The organism is Arthrobacter sp., from assembly GCF_031179985.1.
Taxonomy (GTDB): domain Bacteria; phylum Actinomycetota; class Actinomycetes; order Actinomycetales; family Micrococcaceae; genus Arthrobacter.
Genome location: NZ_JAPSHJ010000012.1, coordinates 38,769 through 59,217, shown reverse-complemented (window position 1 = coordinate 59,217; position 20,449 = coordinate 38,769). Strand labels below are relative to the sequence as shown.

At 62.2% G+C, this 20,449-nt stretch carries 23 protein-coding genes; 12 read left to right on the top strand and 11 right to left on the bottom strand.

Translation table 11 applies throughout. From position 1 onward, the window contains the following. Entirely contained in the window at positions 1–1,392 is a 1,392-nt protein-coding gene (locus tag RIN13_RS08135) for an AMP-binding protein (protein ID WP_309106833.1), read from the top strand. Next, a complete protein-coding gene (locus tag RIN13_RS08130) occupies positions 1,385–2,599 on the top strand; it encodes a thiolase family protein (RefSeq protein WP_309106832.1) in 1,215 nt (404 codons plus the stop codon). The genes RIN13_RS08135 and RIN13_RS08130 overlap by 8 nt, the downstream gene beginning before the upstream one ends. A gap of 41 nt (positions 2,600–2,640) precedes the next feature. Here the strand turns inward: RIN13_RS08130 and RIN13_RS08125 are convergent, their stop codons facing one another. From RIN13_RS08125 to RIN13_RS08110, 4 genes are all read right to left on the bottom strand, one after another. Then, on the bottom strand, positions 2,641–3,264 hold the full coding sequence (locus tag RIN13_RS08125) for an energy-coupling factor transporter transmembrane protein EcfT (protein WP_309106831.1): 624 nt from the start codon (positions 3,262–3,264) through the stop codon (positions 2,641–2,643). Continuing rightward, the gene (locus tag RIN13_RS08120) at positions 3,261–4,037 is read right to left on the bottom strand and encodes an ABC transporter ATP-binding protein (RefSeq protein WP_309106830.1); all 777 of its coding nucleotides are present in this window, start codon (positions 4,035–4,037) and stop codon (positions 3,261–3,263) included. The genes RIN13_RS08125 and RIN13_RS08120 overlap by 4 nt, the downstream gene beginning before the upstream one ends. Then, positions 4,034–4,669 (bottom strand): biotin transporter BioY, encoded by a 636-nt coding sequence (locus tag RIN13_RS08115; protein ID WP_309106829.1) that lies wholly within the window; start codon positions 4,667–4,669, stop codon positions 4,034–4,036. Before RIN13_RS08115 ends, RIN13_RS08120 begins: the two co-directional genes overlap by 4 nt. Before the next feature lie 103 nt (positions 4,670–4,772). Beyond that, positions 4,773–5,294, bottom strand: coding sequence for a GNAT family N-acetyltransferase (locus RIN13_RS08110; protein WP_309106828.1), 522 nt, complete (start codon positions 5,292–5,294; stop codon positions 4,773–4,775). 180 nt (positions 5,295–5,474) lie between these two features. Between RIN13_RS08110 and RIN13_RS08105 the strand changes: the two genes are divergently transcribed. Both RIN13_RS08105 and RIN13_RS08100 read left to right on the top strand, forming a co-directional pair. Beyond that, on the top strand, positions 5,475–7,073 hold the full coding sequence (locus tag RIN13_RS08105) for an ABC-F family ATP-binding cassette domain-containing protein (RefSeq protein WP_309106827.1): 1,599 nt from the start codon (positions 5,475–5,477) through the stop codon (positions 7,071–7,073). A gap of 380 nt (positions 7,074–7,453) precedes the next feature. Next, positions 7,454–7,705: a hypothetical protein gene (locus RIN13_RS08100; RefSeq protein ID WP_309106826.1), complete on the top strand. Its 252-nt coding sequence runs from the start codon at positions 7,454–7,456 to the stop codon at positions 7,703–7,705. A gap of 54 nt (positions 7,706–7,759) precedes the next feature. Here the strand turns inward: RIN13_RS08100 and RIN13_RS08095 are convergent, their stop codons facing one another. The 5 genes from RIN13_RS08095 to RIN13_RS08075 all read right to left on the bottom strand — a co-directional run bounded on the left by RIN13_RS08095 (position 7,760) and on the right by RIN13_RS08075 (position 10,247). Further along, complete coding sequence (locus RIN13_RS08095; protein ID WP_309106825.1) at positions 7,760–7,996, bottom strand: hypothetical protein; 237 nt, start codon at positions 7,994–7,996, stop codon at positions 7,760–7,762. Positions 7,997–8,172: 176 nt separating this feature from the next. After that, positions 8,173–8,640: a YbaK/EbsC family protein gene (locus tag RIN13_RS08090; protein WP_309106824.1), complete on the bottom strand. Its 468-nt coding sequence runs from the start codon at positions 8,638–8,640 to the stop codon at positions 8,173–8,175. 15 nt (positions 8,641–8,655) lie between these two features. Then, positions 8,656–9,540: an SURF1 family protein gene (locus RIN13_RS08085; protein WP_309106823.1), complete on the bottom strand. Its 885-nt coding sequence runs from the start codon at positions 9,538–9,540 to the stop codon at positions 8,656–8,658. Further along, positions 9,541–9,810: a hypothetical protein gene (locus RIN13_RS08080; protein WP_309106822.1), complete on the bottom strand. Its 270-nt coding sequence runs from the start codon at positions 9,808–9,810 to the stop codon at positions 9,541–9,543. Beyond that, positions 9,807–10,247 carry a DUF3099 domain-containing protein gene (locus RIN13_RS08075; protein WP_309106821.1) on the bottom strand — a complete coding sequence of 147 codons (441 nt, stop codon included), beginning with the start codon at positions 10,245–10,247 and terminating at the stop codon, positions 9,807–9,809. Before RIN13_RS08075 ends, RIN13_RS08080 begins: the two co-directional genes overlap by 4 nt. Positions 10,248–10,383: 136 nt before the next feature. Here RIN13_RS08075 and fabG point away from each other — a divergent pair, with 136 nt between their 5' ends. The 3 genes from fabG (at position 10,384) to RIN13_RS08060 (ending at position 12,657) form a co-directional block, all read left to right on the top strand. After that, positions 10,384–11,109 carry a 3-oxoacyl-ACP reductase FabG gene (gene fabG, locus RIN13_RS08070; RefSeq protein ID WP_247040559.1) on the top strand — a complete coding sequence of 242 codons (726 nt, stop codon included), beginning with the start codon at positions 10,384–10,386 and terminating at the stop codon, positions 11,107–11,109. A gap of 137 nt (positions 11,110–11,246) precedes the next feature. Further along, positions 11,247–11,660, top strand: coding sequence for an Hsp20/alpha crystallin family protein (locus tag RIN13_RS08065; protein WP_309106820.1), 414 nt, complete (start codon positions 11,247–11,249; stop codon positions 11,658–11,660). A gap of 244 nt (positions 11,661–11,904) precedes the next feature. Beyond that, on the top strand, positions 11,905–12,657 hold the full coding sequence (locus tag RIN13_RS08060) for an SDR family oxidoreductase (protein WP_309106819.1): 753 nt from the start codon (positions 11,905–11,907) through the stop codon (positions 12,655–12,657). 68 nt (positions 12,658–12,725) lie between these two features. Here the strand turns inward: RIN13_RS08060 and serB are convergent, their stop codons facing one another. Beyond that, positions 12,726–13,619 (bottom strand): phosphoserine phosphatase SerB, encoded by an 894-nt coding sequence (gene serB / locus RIN13_RS08055; RefSeq protein WP_309106818.1) that lies wholly within the window; start codon positions 13,617–13,619, stop codon positions 12,726–12,728. A 97-nt stretch (positions 13,620–13,716) separates the two neighbouring features. On the opposite strand from serB, the gene RIN13_RS08050 reads away from it, so the two are divergent. From RIN13_RS08050 to RIN13_RS08030, 5 genes are all read left to right on the top strand, one after another. Then, positions 13,717–14,502, top strand: coding sequence for an ABC transporter ATP-binding protein (locus RIN13_RS08050; protein ID WP_309106817.1), 786 nt, complete (start codon positions 13,717–13,719; stop codon positions 14,500–14,502). 21 nt (positions 14,503–14,523) lie between these two features. Continuing rightward, complete coding sequence (locus RIN13_RS08045) at positions 14,524–15,309, top strand: sulfite exporter TauE/SafE family protein (RefSeq protein ID WP_309106816.1); 786 nt, start codon at positions 14,524–14,526, stop codon at positions 15,307–15,309. 7 nt (positions 15,310–15,316) lie between these two features. Then, a complete protein-coding gene (locus tag RIN13_RS08040) occupies positions 15,317–16,126 on the top strand; it encodes an RNA methyltransferase (RefSeq protein WP_309106815.1) in 810 nt (269 codons plus the stop codon). Positions 16,127–16,266: 140 nt separating this feature from the next. Further along, entirely contained in the window at positions 16,267–16,524 is a 258-nt protein-coding gene (locus tag RIN13_RS08035) for a type B 50S ribosomal protein L31 (RefSeq protein WP_028267311.1), read from the top strand. An 80-nt stretch (positions 16,525–16,604) separates the two neighbouring features. Next, complete coding sequence (locus tag RIN13_RS08030; RefSeq protein ID WP_309106814.1) at positions 16,605–17,711, top strand: biotin/lipoate A/B protein ligase family protein; 1,107 nt, start codon at positions 16,605–16,607, stop codon at positions 17,709–17,711. 99 nt (positions 17,712–17,810) lie between these two features. Here the strand turns inward: RIN13_RS08030 and pepN are convergent, their stop codons facing one another. Further along, positions 17,811–20,444, bottom strand: a complete 2,634-nt coding sequence (gene pepN, locus RIN13_RS08025) for an aminopeptidase N (RefSeq protein ID WP_309106813.1) — start codon at positions 20,442–20,444, stop codon at positions 17,811–17,813. Positions 20,445–20,449 lie beyond the last annotated feature (5 nt).

Below are 20,449 nucleotides of genomic sequence, written 5' to 3'. Positions count from 1 at the left end.
ATGCCTTTTCTCGACCAACTCCAGCGCTGGGCCAATGAACGTCCCGACGACACTGCCATTGTTGTTGGCGCCCAACGGCTGACCTGGGAGTCCCTGCAGAAGCTGGCGGCTGATCTGGTTCCGCAATCCCAACAGGTGACTGTGCTGACGGAGGGGAATTCTGTCGAATTTGTCGCCCGTTTCGCCGCGGCGGTAGCGGGGGAGCGGCAGTGCGCCGTGTTGGATCCGTCCTGGCCAGAGCATTTGAGGAACGAGGTTCGTTCCCGCCTCGGCGCACCGGCGCCGGCGTCGGGAACTGCACTGGACGACGGCCCGGCGGACTCCAGCTTCCTCATCGGAATGACATCCGGCACCACATCTGTTCCCAAAGCCTTTACCCGGTCCCGGCAATCCTGGGTTCGTTCCTTCCAGGCCTCCATGGCCTTCTTCGGACTCGAATCAACAGACAAAACCATGGCCCCCGGGCCGCTGGCATCGAGCCTGAACCTCTATGCCCTGTCCGAATGTCTTTACGCGGGTTCCGAGTTCCATACCCTCGACAGCTTCGACGTCGGGGATGTTCATGCCGCCATCACCCACGACGGAATCACCCGCCTGGTGCTGGTACCCACGATGCTAAGGCTCCTGAGCGAGCGCGGCCTCTTAGGAGGAGTAGATGCCTCCGGAGTCAGGAGCATCATTTGCGCCGGGTCCAAGCTGGACGCGCGGACCCTTGAGGCTGCCCGCAGGTGGGCGCCCAATGCCACCCTGTTTGAGTACTACGGCGCCTCCGAACTCAGCTTTGTCTCCGGACTCGGCCTCGCTCCGGGCCAAACCCCCTCGCCGGGCGGGTCCGGAATCGGCCGGCCGTTTCCCGGGGTGGAAGTCCTGATCATGGACGACGACGGCGGAATCCTGCCTGATGGCGCCGACGGCAACATCTGCGTCCGAAGCGGCATGGTGAGCAACGGCTATCTGTGGGGAGACGACGGCCAGGCGCTTCGACGCTTTGGTGACTGGTTCACCGTTGGCGACCAAGGCTACCTGACGGACGGGGAGCTCCATATCCTGGGCCGCCGCTCGGACATGATCATCACCTCAGGCAAAAACGTCTACCCGCACGAGGTGGAACTGGCCCTGGCCTCCGTGCCGGGAGTCGCAGCCGCCGTAGCTGCCGGAATGCCGGACGATCTTCGCGGTCAACGTGTTGTAGCTGGCATTGTGCTTTCCAACGGCGGCCTCACTGCCACGCAGGTGAGAACAGGGCTCGAAGAGGTCCTGGCCCGGGACAAACGGCCCATTCAGTACTACATCCTGGACGAGCTCCCGCTGACTGACCGCGGCAAGGTCAGCCGGCAGCTTCTGCTTGATTGGATTGGCGAGGGCGACCGGAAGGCGCGACGCCTTGCCTGAGACTGGACGCTACGATTTCCGCGGTGTAAGCCCTCTTCCTGCCGATCGTCAGCCGGTGATTATCGAAGCCCGGCGTACACCCCTTTGCCGCACAGGAGGAGCACTCAGTTCACTGCGTGCGCACGAACTGCTGGCGCCCGTACTGGCCGGCCTGCTGGCGGAAACCAGGCTTAGCGCTGACGCCGTCGCCGACGTGGTGATCGGCAACGCTGTAGGAGCGAACGGTAATGTTGCCCGGCTGGCCCTGCTGGAGGCCGGACTGCCCGTCTTAGTGCCGGGAGTCACCGTAGACCGCCAATGCGGTTCGGGTCTGGACGCCATCGTGCTCGCCTCCCGCATGGTGGCCGCGGGCGGCAACGGTGCCTACCTGGCTGGCGGTGTAGAGAGTATCAGCACTGCCCCGCTCCGGGCCCACCGCGGGATTGCGGGTGAGCCTGAATTTTTCGGCCGGGCACAGTTTGTGCCGCACACCTACGGGGACCCGGATATGGGCGTTGCCGCGGACAATGTCGCAGCGCGCTACGGCATCAGCCGGGAACGCCAGGATGCCTTCTCGCTGGAGAGCCACCGCCGTGCGCTGGAAGCGGCAAAGGCCGGATTCTTCGAGTCCGAAATACAGCCCCTTCAGAGCAGCGGCGGCACAGGCATTGTCACGGACGATGACGGGCCCCGCCCCAGGCTCACCGCCGGCGTGCTTGCAAGGTTCCCTCCGGCCTTCAGCAACGAGGGAACTGTAACGGCCGGCAACTCCTGTTTCGACGCCGACGGAGCAGCCGCCGTCGTCATCACGTCCCTCCAGCGGGCACGCGAGCTGGGGGCCAGGGACGGGCTTCTGGTGCTCGGAACGGACACTGCAGGCGTGGATCCGGAGTTATTGGGCATTGGAGCTGCTTCAGCTGCTGCCAGGGTCCTGGCGACTCAAGGCGTCACAGCCCAGGAGCTTGACCTGGTGGAATTCAATGAGGCCTTTGCCTCGCAAACGCTGGCCTGCCTCGATCTACTGGGCCTGGATCCGGGTCAGGTCAACCGGGACGGGGGCGCACTAGCGTTGGGCCACGCCTACGGTGCTTCCGGGGCTGTCCTCGTGACCAGGCTGCTGGCCCAGTCACGGCGGAGTCCAGGACAGGAGAGGCTTGCACTGGCCATGATCAGCATCGCTGGAGGCATGGGGACAGCGGCTTTACTCCGCTATGGGGCCATCGGCTGACAGGCAGGGGCAATGCGGCTGGCCCTGACCGCTGGCAACTGTCAGTCGTCGGCTTCGCCCAGGCCACGGGCTGCCAGAGCGTCACCGGTCTGGCGCGCGAAGGCCACGGTGGTGATGATGACGGGAAGAATGCGTGCCCGCGGATTCCGTTCAAGGCCCCGCGCCCGGGCAGAGTCCCGGACCTCTGAGTAGGCGCCGGCGATGTACGGGATACTCCTGAGCATGATGGCAATGGTCAGGGCGAAGCGTTCAGGGTCAGCCCCGAAGCGCTGGAACGGACGCGCCGAGCTGACCACACCATCCAAGAGCCGCTGAATGGGAGTGGTTGCAGTCAGCAGCGATGCAGCCACAATGCAGACCAGAATATTCAGGACGATCCGCCCCGCTGTCGGTGCCCCCAGCTGCCACCACTGGAACAATCCGATCACCAGCAGGACGGGCAGGACGGGACGCACGGCACGGAAAAGTCTCCGGACCCCTGCCCCGCTGACCAGAAACAGGGCGCACATGAGTGCCAGGGCGCCGGCGGACACCGCCCAGTCCACAATCAGGAACGAGGCCAAGCCACAGGCAAATACGCCCAGGAACTTCAGCCAGAGCGGTGCCCGGTGGATGGGAGAGGCTCCGGGCACATAATTGACCAGCAGGAAGTTGGAACTGCTCACCGATACTCCCCAAGGTGAGCCTCTAACGGTTTACGGACTTCTTCCACAGCCGGCGTCGGCAGCGGGGGTAGGGAAGCTGCGCAGAGCTGACGGTAATGAACGACGGCGGCACTTGGGGCGCCGTCGAACACTATCCTTCCGTCATCCACCACCAGCACCCGGTCCATGTCCTGAACGAGGTCCAGGTCATGGGTGGACATCACCACCTGCTGTTCCAGTCCGGCAATGGTGCGGCGCAGGAGTTCCCGGTTCCGAAGGTCCAGCAGAGTGGACGGTTCATCGAGTACCAGTACGGACGGCGCAACCGCCAATACCGTCGCGAGGGCAAGAAGCTGCCGTTCCCCACCGGAAAGTTCATAGATGCTTTGGTCAGCAAGGGGCAGCAATCCAAAGCGCTCCAGGGTTGACTCAGCGGTCCGTCGACGCTCGTGCGGGTTCCGGATGGAACGCCTGAGTGACAGCTCCACGTCCTCCCGCCCGGTCGGCATCACCAGCTGGGAGAGCGGATCGGTAAAAACAAAACCCACTTCCCGGCGAACAGAGCGGACGTCCCGTACGGTGTCTTTTCCCTTGACGGTCACTTTGCCCGTGCTGGGCTCCATCAGGCCGTTCAGAAGCCTAAGCAGGGTTGACTTCCCTGAACCGTTCGCTCCGATCACACCCACACGCTGCTCAGTCAGCGTCAGGGAGATCCCGCTCAGCAGCACCTTGGATCCGGCGGTGCCGTCCGCGACGACCTCGACGCCCACCTGGTTGAGGACTATGGATTTCACGGCAGGCGGCTTTTGCTCCTGGCCGGACGGACCAGGAGGTCGGGGAAGGCTTTGTGAAGGGCGAGGGCGATGGTTACAGCGAGAACATTCTTAATGATGTCGCCGGGGTAGAAGGCAAGGTCGGCAAGAACAGCCTTCGACAGTTCGAGCTTGGCGTTGACCACCATTCCCAGCACTCCCAGAGCGTGAACCAGCACGATGCTGCTGACCATGGCAGCGCCAAACAGCAGGACGCCGCGGTTCTTCACTGTGCGCTGGATGATCACGACAGCGAGCCAACCCACCGCGGCGGCGGCTAGCGGGAACGCAATAATGTAGCCCGCCGATGGTCCGGCCAGAATACCCAGACCGCTGCGCCCGCCACTGAAGATGGGCAGCCCGGCCAGGCCCAACAGCACGTAGAGTCCGACGGCGGCAAAAGCACGTCCCGGTCCCAGCACCAGTCCGGTGAGCATGACCGCCAACGTCTGCAGGGTAATGGGTACGCCGAGCCCGCCGACGGGAATAGCGGCAATCAGAGCCGAGCCCGCAACGAGCGCGGCGAAAACAGCGATGAGACCGAGATCCGTGGCGTTCCAGCGCTTGCGTTGCACCGGTGAAGGAGTGGTGACGGCATTGTCAGTTTGGGTCATGGTTAATCCTGTTCTCGGGTGCAGGCAGGAACCGCCGGCACATAACTACGTCTGGATTCTGACGATACGTCCCGCCGACTACGCGTTTTTTGTAGGGGGTCTACTAATCCCGGGACGCGGCATTGTTTTTTGTGAGGACCAGCTCCATGCATACGAGCCCTGAGCGGCTGTCCCAGGACTGAACATCCGCGAACCCGAGGCGTCGGTAGGAACGCAGCGCAGGCTCGCGCCAGGGCCATACGGTCAGGCGCACTGCCGGCGATTGGAAGTCCTCCGCGACGCGCAGTGCCTGCTGAAGAAGAGCCGAGCCGATCCCGAGGCCTCGGGCTGACGGCACCACCCACAACCGCTTCACCTCACTTGCGTGGGCGTCAACCGTGAGCACGAGCATCCCCACAACGTCAGGGCCATCGGCGGCGATGAGGACGTGGGAATGCGCGAAGGCTCCTTCCGGATCATCGATTTCATCCTGGTATTTTGAGGGCAGCGGCAGTCCTTCGGCGTGTACGCCGATCCCGTGGATCGCCTTCTCCCGCTCGGTTTGGCGGTGATACTGCTCGAGGAGTTGTCCCACCGCCGCTTTATGCTGTGCTTCGGATACGTTTGCTGGGATTACGGTGTACATCCGCCGAGCCTAGCGGTATAGGAGGAGTGTGGCCCATTCTGCCGTTAACCTCTGCGTTTCAGGCGTTGCTTGCCCTGCCGGTAGACTGGTAGAGGCCGTTCTCTCGGCTACCTGCCCCGGCCCCAACAGATCCCATCCGTTGTGCTGCGGCGTTCCCTGTTGTGAAAGGCATTACCTGCTGTGATTACCGTCCAGGATCTTGAACTGCGCGCCGGCGCCCGTCTCCTTATGGACCAGGTGAGCTTCCGGATCGACAAGGGAGACAAGATCGGCCTGGTAGGCCGGAACGGTGCAGGAAAGACCACTCTGACCCGCGTCCTGGCGGGGGAAGGCCTGCCGGCTGCGGGAAAAGTAACGCGCAGCGGTGAAATCGGTTACCTGCCGCAGGACCCGCGCACCCCGGACATGGAACAGCTTGCGCGCGACCGTATCCTGTCCGCCCGTGGCCTTGACGTCGTGGTAGGCAAGCTCAAGCAGACCCATGAGGATATGGCCAGCGATGACGCCACCATCCAGCGCAAGGCCATGAACCGTTACGACCGCCTGGAGGCCGAGTTCCTCGCGGGCGGCGGCTATGCAGCAGAAGCTGAAGCAGCGTCAATCTCCTCGAACCTTGCACTGCCGGATCGCATCCTCAATCAGCCGCTCAAAACGCTGTCCGGTGGCCAGCGCCGTCGCGTTGAGCTGGCCCGGATCCTCTATTCAGGCGCCGAGACCATGCTCCTTGACGAACCGACAAACCACCTTGACGCCGATTCCATCTCCTGGCTGCGCGACTTCCTCAAGAACCACCAGGGCGGGCTGATCGTGATCAGCCACGACACCGAGCTACTCGAAGCCACCGTCAACAAGGTCTTTCTGCTGGATGCGAACCGGGCGCAGATCGACTTCTACAACATGGACTGGAAGCGCTACCTGCTCCAGCGGGAGACCGACGAGCGCGCACGAAAGCGCGAACGCGCAAACGCCGAGAAGAAGGCCCAGGTCCTGTTTGACCAGGCCAACAAGATGAGGGCCAAGGCAACCAAGGCCGTCGCCGCACAGAACATGGCGAAGCGGGCCGAGCGCCTGCTCAAGGGCTTGGAGGCTGTGCGTGAAAACGACCGCGTTGCCGCCCTCCGGTTCCCCGATCCCTCACCCTGCGGCAAAACGCCGCTTACCGCCGAAGGCCTCAGCAAGTCCTACGGCTCACTGGAGATCTTCACCGACGTCGATCTTGCCATCGACCGCGGCTCCAAGGTGGTCATCCTCGGACTCAATGGAGCGGGCAAAACCACCCTGCTCCGCATGCTCGCCGGCGTCGACAAGCCGGACACCGGCGAAATTGTCCCCGGGCACGGGCTGAAAGTGGGCTACTACGCCCAGGAGCATGAGACGCTCGACGTCGAACGCACGGTCCTGCAGAACATGCGCTCTTCTGCTCCGGACATGCAGGATGCCGAAGTGCGTGGCATCCTCGGCTCGTTCCTGTTCTCGGGGGACGACGTCGACAAACCGGCAGGCGTCCTCTCCGGCGGCGAGAAAACCCGCCTCGCCCTGGCCACCATTGTGGCGTCCAGCGCGAACGTACTGCTCCTTGACGAACCCACAAACAACCTGGACCCCGCCAGCCGCGCCGAAATTCTGGGTGCGCTGCGCAACTACAGTGGCGCCGTCGTCCTCGTCAGCCACGATGAAGGGGCAGTCGAAGCACTCAACCCGGAGCGTGTGGTTCTGTTGCCGGATGGCGTTGAAGACCTCTGGAACGAGGACTACCTGGATCTGATCACGCTGGCCTAGCAGGCCCTCGCCCGCAAACCAGCACCGGTCCGAAGGACAGCGTCCGGGATATTGTGGGCTGAGGTGAGCCCCGGTAGGCTGGGCGGAGGTCAAGCAGCGGCCCATGACTCTTCCTCACAGGGGTAAGAACATGGACCGTGAAATGCCTGTTGACCCATCCCACCGAAGCCTGCGCCCAACACTGACGCATCGCGCCGTGCTGCCCCCAGGCGGACAGACGTGAGCGGAACATTCGAACTCCTGACCGACGACACTGGCCAGTTCCGGGTGGTGCTCCTTTCAGATCAGACAGTGACGGCCTACCCGGAGCCGGTTAATCCTGCCGCAGGCGGCGCTGGCCTACGAATTTATCCCGGCCTGAAAACGAGATGGAAGGCGTCATGAACCTCAAAGACGAGTGGGAAAGGCTGGATTCGGAGACACGGAAGTGGCTGCTGGAGAATCCGGGATGCGTGATTCTCCCGCGAACCATGTCAGCAAGAATCCGCAGGGACGCCGCCGGGAAGATTGCGTGCGACAGGCACGGCCAGATCCCGCTCTCCAGGGAGGACCTGGACTTCATCCGGGACCAATCACACGGCGCCGGCTCAGTCACGGCGGAGCACCGGTTCTTTGATGCAAATCAGCCCTAAGGAATGATCAGCGACCGCCCGCGCGGAACTCCGGCGATCCAGTCAGGATCAGCATCAGGCGATCCGGGCGACGCGGCTTTGCTGGCACAGCGGATAGTCCTGCAGGAAAGGCGCCAGGCGCTCCTGCATGACCGCAAAATCGGAGCCGTACATGTACAGAGCGGGTTCCTGCGGCCCTTGCCAGTGGAGTGCCGCCACCGACGACCCGAATCCCTTGGCGTGCCGTGACATCGCTGCGTCGAAGGCATCTTCGATATCAGCGCGATTCAGGGGCTGCAGACGGGCGTTCAACGTGGCGATGACGATCGAGGGTTCCTTCTTCTTCTTCTTGGACGGTCCAACTATTTCCCGTGGGTTCCTTTACGGTAGAAGGGCTTTCGGCACAGGACAAACACCGGCTGCGGGGCCTTCTGAGGGAAGTGCCGCGAGCCCGGGCCAGGTGAAGGATATCCTGAAGGGCCGCGTTTTCAGCGGACGTCCATAACCTCTGCGTCAGTAATTCGCTGCAGGTCCCGGTAGGTGATGGAGAACATGGAGTTGTGGTCTCCGGCTCCGGCCCAGAGGATCTCGTGCTGCTCGAGTGTGGAGTCCAAAAGCGTCCGTATCTTGTGCGGGTGACCCAGTGGGGCTACTCCGCCGACTTCCTGCCCTGTGTGTTCACGGACGAAGCGGGCCGTGGCGCGCCGTATCCGTCCGGAGCCCAGCTGTGATGCGACGTGGTCCGTGTCCACCCGCGCGGCTCCACTGGCAAGGATCAGGAGCGGGCCGCCGTCGAGTTCGAATATCAGGCTGTTGGTGATGGCCGCGAGCTCGCAACCCAGCACCGATGCTGCAGCGGACGCCGTCGGCACTTTGGTCTCAAAGACCTTCACCGTGTCCCGGACCCCGGCCTCAACCAGGGCTCGCTGCACATTGGCAACAGCGTCCGGATTCATCGCAGATACTTCCTGTCAGTAGCCCTGCGCGTCCAGAATGGCATCTTCCTCTTCCTCGGAGGTTGCTTTCCTGGCTTTTCGGGGGAGCGGACGACGACGGTTCGGCGCTACGACGGCATGCTCGTCGTCAATGTCGCTCCCTGAGTGTCCTGCCAGATCTTCCTCGGCGTCAAGTGCCGCGTTCCTTGCCTGCTGCCTTGCCGCATAGCCGAAACCGACGAACATCAGGATGCCGAACGCAAACCACTGCAGGGAGTAGGAGAGGTGCGTGCCTTCCTCCACGGACGGTTTCGGGAAGGCGACCGGCATGTCTGCTGCGGAAGGATTTTCACCGGCGAGTTGGCCGTAAGCGCCGGTCATCAGGGGATAACCGAGCTCTGCTGCGTAAGTGGGGAGATCAATGCTGGCAAGCTGGCCTTCCGGGGCGCCACGTTGAAGTTGCGGTTCACCTGCCTTGAGGCGCACCACGACTGTGACTTTTCCTGCAGGAGGGTCCGGTATGGCATCCGGCCTGCCCGGATTGTTGTTCCCGATGGGCAGCCAGCCGCGGTCCACCACCACCGTCTCACCCGTCTCAAGCCGGAAAGGGACGAGCACCTCATAACCGGGCTGCCCGTTGAGAGGCCGGTTGCGCACAATCCGCTCGCCCTGAGTGTCGTAGGAGCCTTTCAGCTCAACCTGCGTCCACTCACGTTCCGGATCCAGGTGCTCAAACTGGTCACGGGCTTCTGAGAAGGCCAGCGGTTCTGCTGAGTAGTTGCTCGTCACCCTGTTGATCTCCGCCAGGGTTTCCGCCCGCCTGTCCATCTGCCAACGGCCCAGAAAGACACATGCCGAGGCAAACACTGCAGCCAACACCAAATAGCCCAGCCACTTGCTGGAAAAGAGAAAGCGGTACATTCAGTGGTCCCTGCCTGCCGGGAGATTTGCGCGACCGGAAGGAAGTTCACCAAGTTCCAGGGTTTGCTTCCAGAGTCCCCGCGTCTGCAGGTATTCCTCAAGCCAGGTCCGGTGCTCCTCGCACGCCAGCCAGATCTTACGCCGTTCCGGAGTATGGATTTTCGGATTGTTCCAAAGCAGCTGCCACGAGGCTGCGTTACGGCAACCCTTCCGTGAACACCTGGCCTCGGGGATAACGGTGTCGCCCCCGGCAAGATCAAAAATACTCATGAAGCTGCGCGTTCCTCGCCCTCTACGTTGTCCCCGTTGTCTTCCAGGAGTTCTCCCTGCAGCACCACAACCTGGTCATCAGCGTCCGAAGCCTCTTGCGCGAGATCCGGCATGTCTAACTCAGCCAAGGGGGCTGATTCCAACAATGAATCGCTGTGAATTTCCGCCTTATCGCCGCCGTTTGCAATGACAACAGCAATCCAAGGAAGGAACACAGCACCGGCAACAGCAATGAGCTTCAACCAGCCGTCCAGAACGAAGACGAGGACAAGGCAAACCATACGGATACCCATGGCCACCGCATACTTGATCATCCGCTGACGCATCTCTTCAGAATGCGCCGTGGCGGCATCGGTGATGCTGTGTACCTCGGCGTCACCTGAGGCGTTGTCCGGCTCCCTGGCTGCCCGGGAGGCCCGTCGGTGTTCAAGTGTCACGGCTGATAATCACGCTCCAAAGGCTTGCTTCAATTCTCTCACCATCGGAAGGGCCACCCAAACGGAGGCTAAGATCGGAGGCGGTAAACCCAGCCCTCACCGCGGTGCCGTACGCCGCAGAAAACCGGAGCCCCACATGACTGAAGCAGTACCCGCCGGCCGCAGCGTCCTCATCACCGGGGGAAACCGTGGAATTGGCCTTGCCATAGCCGAGGCGTTCCTGGCTAATGGTGACCGGGTGGCCGTTACCTTCCGCAGCGAGTCAGACCTTCCGGCGGGGATCCTCGGGGTCAAGGCGGACGTAACGGACGAGTCCTCAGTGGATGCAGCCTTCACTGAAGTCGAAGCCGCCCACGGACCTGTTGAGGTCCTGGTCGCCAACGCCGGTATCACCAGGGACACCCTGCTGATGCGAATGAGCGAGGACGACTTCACTTCCGTCATTGATACCAATCTCACCGGCGCCTTCCGCGTCATCAAACGGGCTTCAAAGGGCATGATCAAAATGCGGAAGGGGCGTGTGGTGCTCATCTCCTCCGTCTCCGGCCTCTATGGTGCGCCGGGCCAAATCAACTACTCCGCTTCGAAAGCGGGGCTGGTTGGCATTGCGCGTTCCCTTACCAGGGAACTCGGCTCGCGAGGCATCACGGCCAACGTGGTCGCACCCGGTTTCATCAACACTGATATGACCGCTGAACTCCCTGAGGCGACCCAAAAGGATTACCTGACCAAGGTTCCCGCAGGCCGCTTTGCTGAAGCCACTGAAGTCGCCAACGTGGTCCGCTGGATCGCCGGGGACGAGGCTGCCTACATTTCCGGCGCTGTGATTCCGGTCGACGGCGGCCTGGGAATGGGACACTAGCCGGGGCCCTCCCGACCAGGACGTCTGACCGCCTAACCCCCCGGGACTTTCTGCCCTAAGCACCACGTCTCTGCGGGTGTGTAATGGGCGTATCGACCGGCCCCAAAAGCACAGGCCGGATCCCGAGGAGGAACACAATGGCCGATCTCAAGTGGGCGCCGTCAGACGTCATGGAACCCATCCGGCGGTTCCTGGACGGCGATCTCACATTCTCGTCCATCCGGGTGGAGCAGTATATGGAGGGCGACAGCATGGTGGTCAAGGCTGAACTGCCGGGCATCGATCCTGAGCAGGACCTTGACGTCTCAGTTGCCGACGGCATGCTGCAGATCAAAGCTGAGCGCCAGGAGAAGTCTGAGCACAAGGCCAAAAACAGCTACCGTTCTGAATTCCGTTACGGCTCATTTAACAGGAGTATCGCACTACCGCCCGGCGCCAGGGAGGAAGACATCACGGCCCAGTATAAGGATGGTGTGCTGGAAGTGCGGGCACCTGCCAAGGAGCCGTCGGAAAGCGGGGAGAAGCGCAAGATCCGAATCGACCACAGCTGACGCCCCTCCCGGCAGGAGAAATCCCGAGTGCAACAGGTTTCACGGCGCGGGCAGGCGGTTAAGTCTGCCTGCGCCATTTCATGCCTTCAGCCAATGCCGATGAAAGCCGGCGAGCGGGAGCCCGCGCCTCAAACTAGGGCGGGCGTTCTTCTTTGTTGAGGTCGCACAAGCGAATTCATGCGGGCCGCTGGCATGATGGACTGCGGACGAACTGACTTCAGAGATTGTGACAAGAGGAGCTTGTATGGGACTGCTGGACAATAAGACCGCCATCGTGACGGGTTCGTCACGGGGTATTGGTGCTGAGGTCGCCAAGTACCTGGCGGCAGAAGGTGCCGCCGTCGTCGTGAACTACAGGCAGAAGGCCCCTCGGGCGAACAAAGTGGTGGCTGAGATTGAGGCTGCCGGCGGGCGGGCAGTTGCCGTAGGCGCGGATCTGACCACCCAGGAGGGTGTGCAGGCCCTCGTTACCGCCGCGATGGAGAACTTCGGCTCCCTTGACGTGCTTGTCCTGAACGCCTCCGGCGGAATGGAGTCAGGCATGGAGGAAGGCTACGCGCTGAAACTCAACCGCGATGCACAGGTTAACCTGCTCAACGCAGCTGCACCGCTCATGGCCGAGGGTTCCCGTGTGGTTTTCGTTACAAGCCATCAGGCGCACTTCATCGACTCCGTCGCCACCATGCCCGAATACGAACCTGTAGCCCGAAGCAAGCGTGCCGGCGAAGACGCACTGCGCGAGCTGGTGCCGCACCTGGCTGGGAAGGGTATCTCCCTCGTAGTGGTATCCGGGGACATGATTGAAGGAACCGTCACGGCGACCCTCCTGGACCGCTCAAACCCGGGTGCTATTGAGGCACGCCGCGCCGAAGCAGGCAAGTTGTACTCCGTCTCGGAATTCGCTGCTGAGGTTGCCAAAATGGTGACGGCCGACGTCGAATCCGGTCACACGGAATATGTCGGTGGCGCCGACTACTTCGGTAAGACCCTGAGCTGACCTCAGGAAGCGGCTGATCTCTAACGGCGGGGCTGGTTTTCTGTTTGCAGCCAGCCTCGCCGCAAGGGTCACACTCCGGCTATGTACCGGACTGCATCCAGGTAGGGCATGTTGATCGCGGAATCAGCAACGGCCCGCACGGCGGGCTTTGCGTTGAAGGCGACCCCGATCCCTGCCGCACCCAGCATGTCCAGGTCATTGGCTCCATCGCCGACTGCAATGGTATTTTCCATGGCCACCCCGTCCGCCGCGGCCCATTCACGCAGGTACTTTTCCTTTGCTGCACGGTCAATAACGGTGCCGAGGACTTTCCCGGTCAGCGCGCCGTCCACGATCTCCAATTCGTTGGCGATCCAGTGGTCAAGGCCCAAGTCTTCGGCGATTGGCTGCAGGATCTGGTTGAATCCGCCGGACACGACAGCCACTGTATGGCCAGCTGCTTTGAATGCGGCGACCAGCTCGGCAGCACCCTCGCTAAGCTTCACTTCGGCCCGAACGGAATCGACGACGGCGGCAGGCAGCCCGGCGAGTACAGCCACCCGCGCGTGAAGGCTTTGCGCGAAGTCCAATTCTCCACGCATGGCCGCCTCGGTGACTGCAGCCACCTCCTCGCGTTTTCCGGCGTAGCCGGCCAGGAGTTCAATGACCTCCTGTTGGATCAACGTGGAGTCGACGTCCATGATCAGGAACTTCCGCGACGCGTTCCGCAATGACGCCGGAACGATCGCAATATCCATGGTTTGCAGGCCGGAGCCGGCGATGCTTTCCCGAAGTTCGGCGATGTCAGAGGCCATGCCCTGCTCCACAGTGAAGTCGATCGTATGGACTTCGTACCGGCCATCTCCCGCGCTGGATTCGGCGGTCAGAGTTGCTCCCGATTCAACCAATACCGAACGCAGCTGCTCAAGGCTGTCGGAGGACAATTTCAGGCCGTAGCTGACCGCAGTCACGTTCGGAGTCATGCCTGTAATCTTAGTCAGCGCCGATGCACAGCCCGAATTCGTTTCGTTCAAGGTCCGGTTATCAGTCGCCCCCCATTTTGTCCTAGTGTCTACTCCTATGAGTGATGTTCTTGAAATGGCTGCTGTCAGCGTTGTCCGTGGAGCCAAAACCCTTCTGAACAAAGTCGACTGGCAGGTCAGGGAAGGCGAGCGCTGGGTCATTCTCGGCCCCAACGGAGCCGGCAAGACCACTCTGCTTCAGATCGCGGCCGCCCGCCTTCACCCCACGAGCGGCATGGCCGGGATACTCGAGGAAATCCTTGGTGCCGTGGACGTCTTTGAACTGCGCCCCCGGATCGGGTTGTCCTCCGCCGCCTTGGCCACTCAGATCCCCGAGCACGAAAAAGTCCTTAACGTTGTGGTGACTGCGGCCTACGGTGTCACTGGCCGTTGGCGTGAAGGCTATGAGAAGGATGACGAACGCCGGGCCTTCACCTTGCTCAACGAATGGGGGATGGGCCCCCTGCTTAACCGCACCTTTGCCTCGCTGTCCGAGGGTGAGCGCAAACGGGTCCAGATTGCCCGCGCCCTTATGACTGACCCCGAGCTCCTGCTCCTGGACGAGCCCGCGGCGGGGCTGGACTTGGGCGGGCGTGAGGACTTGGTTCACCGTCTCAGCGAGCTCGCCAAGGACGACGCCGCGCCCGCCATCGTGCTGGTCACGCACCACCTCGAGGAAGTCCCTCCCGCATTCACTCACGCCATGCTGATGCGGGATGCAGCTGTGGTGGCTTCCGGCCCCATCCAGGAGGTTCTCACTGCCGAGCACTTGAGCGAGACCTTCGGATTGCCGCTGGACGTGAGTGTGAACGCCGGGCGCTACACGGCGACCGCGCGCCGCTAAGCGCCGGCTCACAGCCACAGCGTGGAGCTTCTCAGCGGTATCTTTATCTTTTTGGCCGGCCTATGGGCGGGAACCATCAACAGCGTTGTCGGTTCAGGCACGCTGGTTACGTTCCCCGTGCTGATCGCCTTGGGAATGGCCCCTGTGACAGCATCCATCAGTAACGCCACCGGACTTGTGGCAGGAAATGCCGCCGGAGCCTGGGGTTACCGCAAGGAACTGGTTGGCCGCGGAAAGCAGTTGATTAGGCTTTTGCCGGCCTCGCTCCTGGGAGGAATTACCGGGGCATGGCTGTTGCTGCAGCTTCCAGAGCAGGTCTTCCACTATGCGGCACCCGTGCTGATAATCCTCGCGCTGCTGATGGTTGTGTTCCAGCCGAGGCTCCAGCGGTGGGTCCGGGAGCGTGAAGAGAATCCGGAGCACGCTCTCCGGGACAAAAGCCATGGCATCATCCTCTTGGTGCTGGTTTACCTGGCCGGCGTCTACGGCGGCTACTTCGTTGCAGCCCAGGGCATCCTGCTCGTGGGCATTCTGGGAATTTTCCTGACAGGCACCATCCAGAACGCCAACGCAATGAAGAACATTCTGGTGCTTGGGGTCAACATGGTGGCCGCAGTGTCCTACCTGATCTTTGCTTTTGGAAGGATCAACTGGGCAGCTGTAGGCATTATCGCGGTCAGCTCGGTGATCGGTGGTTATTTCGGGTCGAAAGTGGGCCGCAGGCTTTCCCCGACGGTCCTGCGAGGCGTTATCTTCACCCTGGGGCTGGTTGCCCTGGGCTTCATGATCGCGAATCTGCTGGAATAATCGGGCAGTGACTTTCCATTACCTTGAATCCGCCGATGACCCTCTGGTGTCCGATTACACCCAATTGACGGATGTGCACCTCCGCAAGATCCGGGAGCCTGCCGAGGGTATGTACATCGCGGAATCATCACGGGTACTGCGGAGGGCTTTGGCTGCCGGTCACCGTCCCAGATCCTTTTTCCTGGCGGAGAAATGGCTTGCCAATCTCAGCGATGTCTTCGAAAAGTATCCCGATGTGCCTGCCTTCATCGGAAGCGCCGCCCTGCTGGAAGAGATCACCGGCTTCCACCTGCACCGGGGCGCCATGGCCGCCATGGAACGTCCTGCGCCCATTCCGCTCAGCGAGCTGCTCGCCGGGGTCCGCCGGGTAGCCGTCCTTGAAGACATCGTGGACCACACCAACGTCGGCGCGATCTTCCGTTCCGCCGCCGCCTTGGGAATAGACGCCGTCCTGGTTTCCCCGCGCTGTGGCGACCCCTTGTACCGCCGAAGCGTCCGGGTGAGCATGGGCGCCGTGTTCCAAGTGCCCTGGGCGCGGCTCGAATCCTGGCCTGGCGACCTGGCTGCGCTCCGGGACCAAGGCTTCACCCTGGCAGCGCTGGAACTCACAGAGGACGCCGTCGACGTCGATGCCCTGGCAAGGGAGAACCCCGACAAACTCGCCCTGGTGCTGGGCACCGAGGGCGCCGGAATGAGTTCGGAGGCACTGGCCGCCGTCGACCTGGCCGTGAAGATTCCCATGCGCGCCGGTGTTGATTCCCTCAACGTGGCTGCTGCCTCTGCGGTAGCGTTCTGGGAGTTGCGTGCCCGGCCCTGACGTCCAGGGACAGTTCGTCAGCACTGCACTTATCGGGTAGTATTGATAGCTGGTTGTTGTGCGCCTTCAGGCGTATGCCCGGCCATCCCATTCATACCTGGCAGCTGGCCAAATCCAGTTGCGTGAACGAAGGTCCCATTATGAAGTCTGATATCCACCCGAAGTACGAAGCTGTTGTTTTCAACGACCTGGCTTCCGGCGTCAAGTTCCTGACCAAGTCCACCGTGTCTTCCAAGAAGACCATCGAGTGGGAAGACGGCAACACCTACCCGGTCATCGACGTCGAAATCTCTTCCGAGTCCCACCCGTTCTACACGGGCAAGCAGCGCATCATGGACTCTGCAGGCCGCGTCGAGCGCTTCAACGCTCGCTTCAAGGGCTTCGGCGGCAAGAAGTAACACTTCTCCCCAGAATTCTCTGAAAAAGCCCGCACCGGCAACGGTGCGGGCTTTTGCGTTCCTGGGGCAGGATTGAGGGTATGACTTTTCAGCCTGAAGCCGGCCCCGCAGATCACCACAGTAACGGCGATTCCCGCCGGCATGGAGAGTACAAGGTGCCCGGCGGCAAACTCGTGGTGGTGGACTTCGACGTCCACAACGGCCGCCTTGCCAACGTTTCCGTGAGCGGCGACTTCTTCCTCGAGCCGGACGAGGCCCTGCTGGACATCAACGGGGCCCTGACAGGGTTGCCCGAGGACGCGGCTGCAGCCGACATCGCGTCGACGATCACCGCCGCGCTTCGGGGGGATGCAGCACTTTTCGGATTCTCGGCCACAGCGGTGGCCGTGGCGGTCAGGAGGGCCCTGGCGAAGGCGACCTCCTGGTCCGATCATCATTGGAACGTCATTGCACCCGTGATCCTGCCGACGCACGTCAACGTTGCCCTCGATGAGGTCCTCACGGAGGAAGTAGGAGCGGGGCGGCGGAATCCCACCCTGCGGTTCTGGGATTGGGAAGAACCGTCCGTTGTGATCGGGAGTTTCCAATCGGTGCGGAATGAGATAGAGCCCGACGGCGTTGCGCGCCATGGCGTAACGGTGGTCCGCAGGATCAGTGGCGGGGGAGCGATGTTCATGGAAGCAGGGAATTGCATCACCTACTCGCTCTACCTGCCTCAAACCCTTGTGGACGGCATGAGCTTCGCCGATTCCTACAGCTTCCTGGACGCCTGGGTCCTGGCGGCATTGGAGAAACTCGGTATCAGTGCCTTTTATGTGCCCCTCAACGACATCGCCACTGACCAGGGCAAAATCGGCGGGGCAGCCCAAAAGAGGCTCGCGAACGGCGGAATGCTCCATCACGTCACCATGAGTTACGACATCGACGCCGACAAAATGGTGGAGGTGCTCCGGATCGGCAAGGAGAAACTCTCCGACAAAGGGACCCGCAGTGCCAAGAAAAGAGTGGATCCCCTCCGCCGCCAGACCGGACTGGCCCGGGGCGAAATCATTAAGGCGATGATGGATGTCTTCACCGAGCGTTACTCAGCAACCCCTTCAGAGCTGAGTGAAGCGGAACTCGAGGCGGCGAAGCAACGGGTGGAAGCCAAGTTCGGCACGCATGAATGGCTGCACCGGGTTCCGTAGAAGCATCGATTGCTCCCCACCGCCCCCTCGCCTCACAGGTTCGGCCGGAACCCCTGCCGACGTGGGCCCCCGGGCCGTTCTGAGCGGTCGAAACGGCAGTCAAGGAGCAATGGACGCTGTTTTTGCTGCACGAGCCTGGGCCACGAGTGCACGATGCAGATGGCTTCGTTGTTCGATGATGATCCGGCGCAGTGCTGCGGGGACTCGCGGGTGCCGGGCGAGCCAGTCGTCGGCACGGACAATCACAGGATGGGCTTCGGGAGCGGTGATATTACCACTAAGGTCCTGCCCCAACGGGAACAGCCCGCGAACGATCCGGGTGGCTATTTCGATGCTTCGTTCGGCCCACACTTGCTCCAGGCAGAGGAAGTAGGGTTCCACATAGTCTTCGAGTAGCCCGGCCGGTGCTGTATTGAAACCGGCGATGGTCGCGCTGAGGAGTTCGTTGGACAGTGACCTTCCGTTGACTGCCTGGTCCCAGGCCGCTGCCTTTGCTGCCGGTTCAGGGCGTGCCGCGAGGGCAATGGCGTGCCCGGCACGGCCTGATGCCGTTTTATCCCGGGCCAGTTCGCTGTCCAACTGCGTCGGGCTGGCCTGCCCCAAGGCGGCCAGAGCGTGCCACAGATTCCAGCGAAGGTCAGCGTCCACAGCCAGCCCCTCCGGAACGGAACTGCCCTCGAGGAGGTTCCGGAGCAGTTGGAGCTGCCCGGGGTCCCTGCGGCTGGTGTCGGCCACGGTGCGGGCCCACGCGAGCTGCTGGTCCGAGCCAGGAGCCGCCGCCTGCAGTTCAGCCGCGGCGGCAGCCAAAAAACGTCTCCGCGTCGATTCCCTGTCGATCGCCGGGACGTAACGCTCCAGGGCCGTGCTTGCATTGTTCAGCACCGTCGAGAGAACACCGCTGCCGGTCTCTGAAGGGGCAAAGGCAAGCACTGCGTCAACGTATCCGGCTGCCGGGGTCACGCCATCGCGCGCGGAATCCCAAAGGGCGGTCCAGCAAAGGGCCCGTGCCATGGGGTCAGGAATGGTATGGAGGGAGGCACGAACCGTGGCCTCAGAGGCAGGATCGAGCCGGACCTTGGCATAGCTCAGGTCATCATCATTGACGAGCAGGAGTGCCGGCCGGCGCTTGCCCTCAAGCCCGGGAACATGGGTCCGGCGCCCCTGTACATCAACGTCTATGCTGTCCGCACGCACCAGGGAACCGGCGCTGTCAAAGTCATAGAGGCCCACCCGCAGGCGGTGCGGCCGCAGTTCTTCACGTCCCGTCACCGGGTCCTCCGCCTCCTGGACGAGGTTCACAGACCCAAGGACGCCGTCGTGCTCCTCAAACTCTGCCCGGACGGTGGAGATCCCGGACGTCTGGAGCCACTGCTGCGCCCAGGTGCCGAGGTCGCGGCCGGAGGCTGTGCTCAGGGCGGCAAGCAGGTCAGTCAGTGAAGTGTTGCCGAAAGCATGATCGCGAAAGTATTGGCGGGAACCGGCGATGAAGGCGTCAAAGCCCACGTACGCCACGAGCTGTTTGAGCACTGAAGCGCCCTTGGCATAGGTAATACCGTCAAAGTTCTGCTTGGCCGCTTCGAGGTCGGGAATGTTCGCGACGATCGGGTGCGTCGTGGGGAGCTGGTCCTGGACATACGCCCAGGCTTTGCGTTTGTTGGCGAAATTCACCCAGGCGGTGTCCCAGTTGGTTGCACGGTCAACCCCGAGAGTTCCCATGTAATCGGCGAAGGATTCCTTGAGCCACAAATCGTCCCACCAGCTCATCGTGACGAGGTCGCCGAACCACATATGGGCCATTTCGTGCAGCAGGGTATTCGCCCTGCCCTGATATTGGGCGCCGGTGGCGCGGGACCTGAAAATGTAGTTCTCCGTGAAAGTCACCAGTCCCGGGTTTTCCATCGCGCCCAGATTGTATTCCGGAACGAAGGCCTGGTCGTATTTGCCCCAGGGGTACGGGTAACCGAAGAGATCATTGAAGAATGCCAGGCCGCTCTTCGTCAGGCGGAAAAGTTCGGCAGTGTCAAAGGATGCAGCCATTGACATTCGGCAGTACAGCGCCAGGGGGACCTCGAGACCTGTCCCGTCGCTTGCGGCGCCACTCCAGTGGTCCGCGGCACGGAAGTAGGGTCCGGCGAGGACTGTGGTGATGTACGTGGACATGGGTTTTGTCGGGGAAAAGTCCCAGCGGCTCGTGGCGGGGTCTCCCGGAAGCGGCACACAGCTGCTTTCGGTGCCGTTGGACGCCACAAGCCATCCTGTGGGCGCCAGAACGTGGAAGGTGAATTCGGCCTTGAGGTCGGGCTGTTCAAAGTTGGCGAACACCCGCCGGGCATCCGCCGGCTCGTACTGCGTGTAGAGGTAGCACTGGCCGTCTGCCGGGTCGAAGAAGCGGTGCATTCCTTCCCCGGAGCTGCTGTAGAGCGCCGTGCCCGCGACTGTCACCTGGTTTTCTGCCCGGAGGTCGTCCAGCCGGATCCGGGCACGGTCAACAACGTCCTCGACAACAAGGTTCTTGCCGTTCAGGACGACGCTGCTGACGTCTCCGCCAATGAAGTCCAGAAAGGTTGAAGCTCCTGGTTCAGACGCCGAGAAGCTAACGACGCTTCGACTGGGATACCCGGCGACATCGGGGTTCGGTGCCTGCGAGAGATCCAGGGCAACGTCGTAGCTCCGGGTAGTGATCAGGGCTGACCGTTTTGCCGCTTCATCCCGCTGCAGATTCTCATTTGACACCCAGC

Bases quoted from the DNA above. Each gene is read 5' to 3' on its own strand.
- RIN13_RS08135 (WP_309106833.1), top strand. From the start codon at position 1: ATGCCTTTTCTCGACCAACTCCAGCGCTGGGCCAATGAACGTCCCGAC.
- RIN13_RS08115 (WP_309106829.1), bottom strand. From the start codon at position 4,669: ATGACCCAAACTGACAATGCCGTCACCACTCCTTCACCGGTGCAACGC.
- RIN13_RS08110 (WP_309106828.1), bottom strand. From the start codon at position 5,294: ATGTACACCGTAATCCCAGCAAACGTATCCGAAGCACAGCATAAAGCG.
- RIN13_RS08100 (WP_309106826.1), top strand. From the start codon at position 7,454: ATGAACCTCAAAGACGAGTGGGAAAGGCTGGATTCGGAGACACGGAAG.
- RIN13_RS08090 (WP_309106824.1), bottom strand. From the start codon at position 8,640: ATGAATCCGGACGCTGTTGCCAATGTGCAGCGAGCCCTGGTTGAGGCC.
- RIN13_RS08085 (WP_309106823.1), bottom strand. From the start codon at position 9,540: ATGTACCGCTTTCTCTTTTCCAGCAAGTGGCTGGGCTATTTGGTGTTG.
- RIN13_RS08080 (WP_309106822.1), bottom strand. From the start codon at position 9,810: ATGAGTATTTTTGATCTTGCCGGGGGCGACACCGTTATCCCCGAGGCC.
- fabG (WP_247040559.1), top strand. From the start codon at position 10,384: ATGACTGAAGCAGTACCCGCCGGCCGCAGCGTCCTCATCACCGGGGGA.
- RIN13_RS08065 (WP_309106820.1), top strand. From the start codon at position 11,247: ATGGCCGATCTCAAGTGGGCGCCGTCAGACGTCATGGAACCCATCCGG.
- RIN13_RS08060 (WP_309106819.1), top strand. From the start codon at position 11,905: ATGGGACTGCTGGACAATAAGACCGCCATCGTGACGGGTTCGTCACGG.
- serB (WP_309106818.1), bottom strand. From the start codon at position 13,619: ATGACTCCGAACGTGACTGCGGTCAGCTACGGCCTGAAATTGTCCTCC.
- RIN13_RS08050 (WP_309106817.1), top strand. From the start codon at position 13,717: ATGAGTGATGTTCTTGAAATGGCTGCTGTCAGCGTTGTCCGTGGAGCC.
- RIN13_RS08035 (WP_028267311.1), top strand. From the start codon at position 16,267: ATGAAGTCTGATATCCACCCGAAGTACGAAGCTGTTGTTTTCAACGAC.
- RIN13_RS08030 (WP_309106814.1), top strand. From the start codon at position 16,605: ATGACTTTTCAGCCTGAAGCCGGCCCCGCAGATCACCACAGTAACGGC.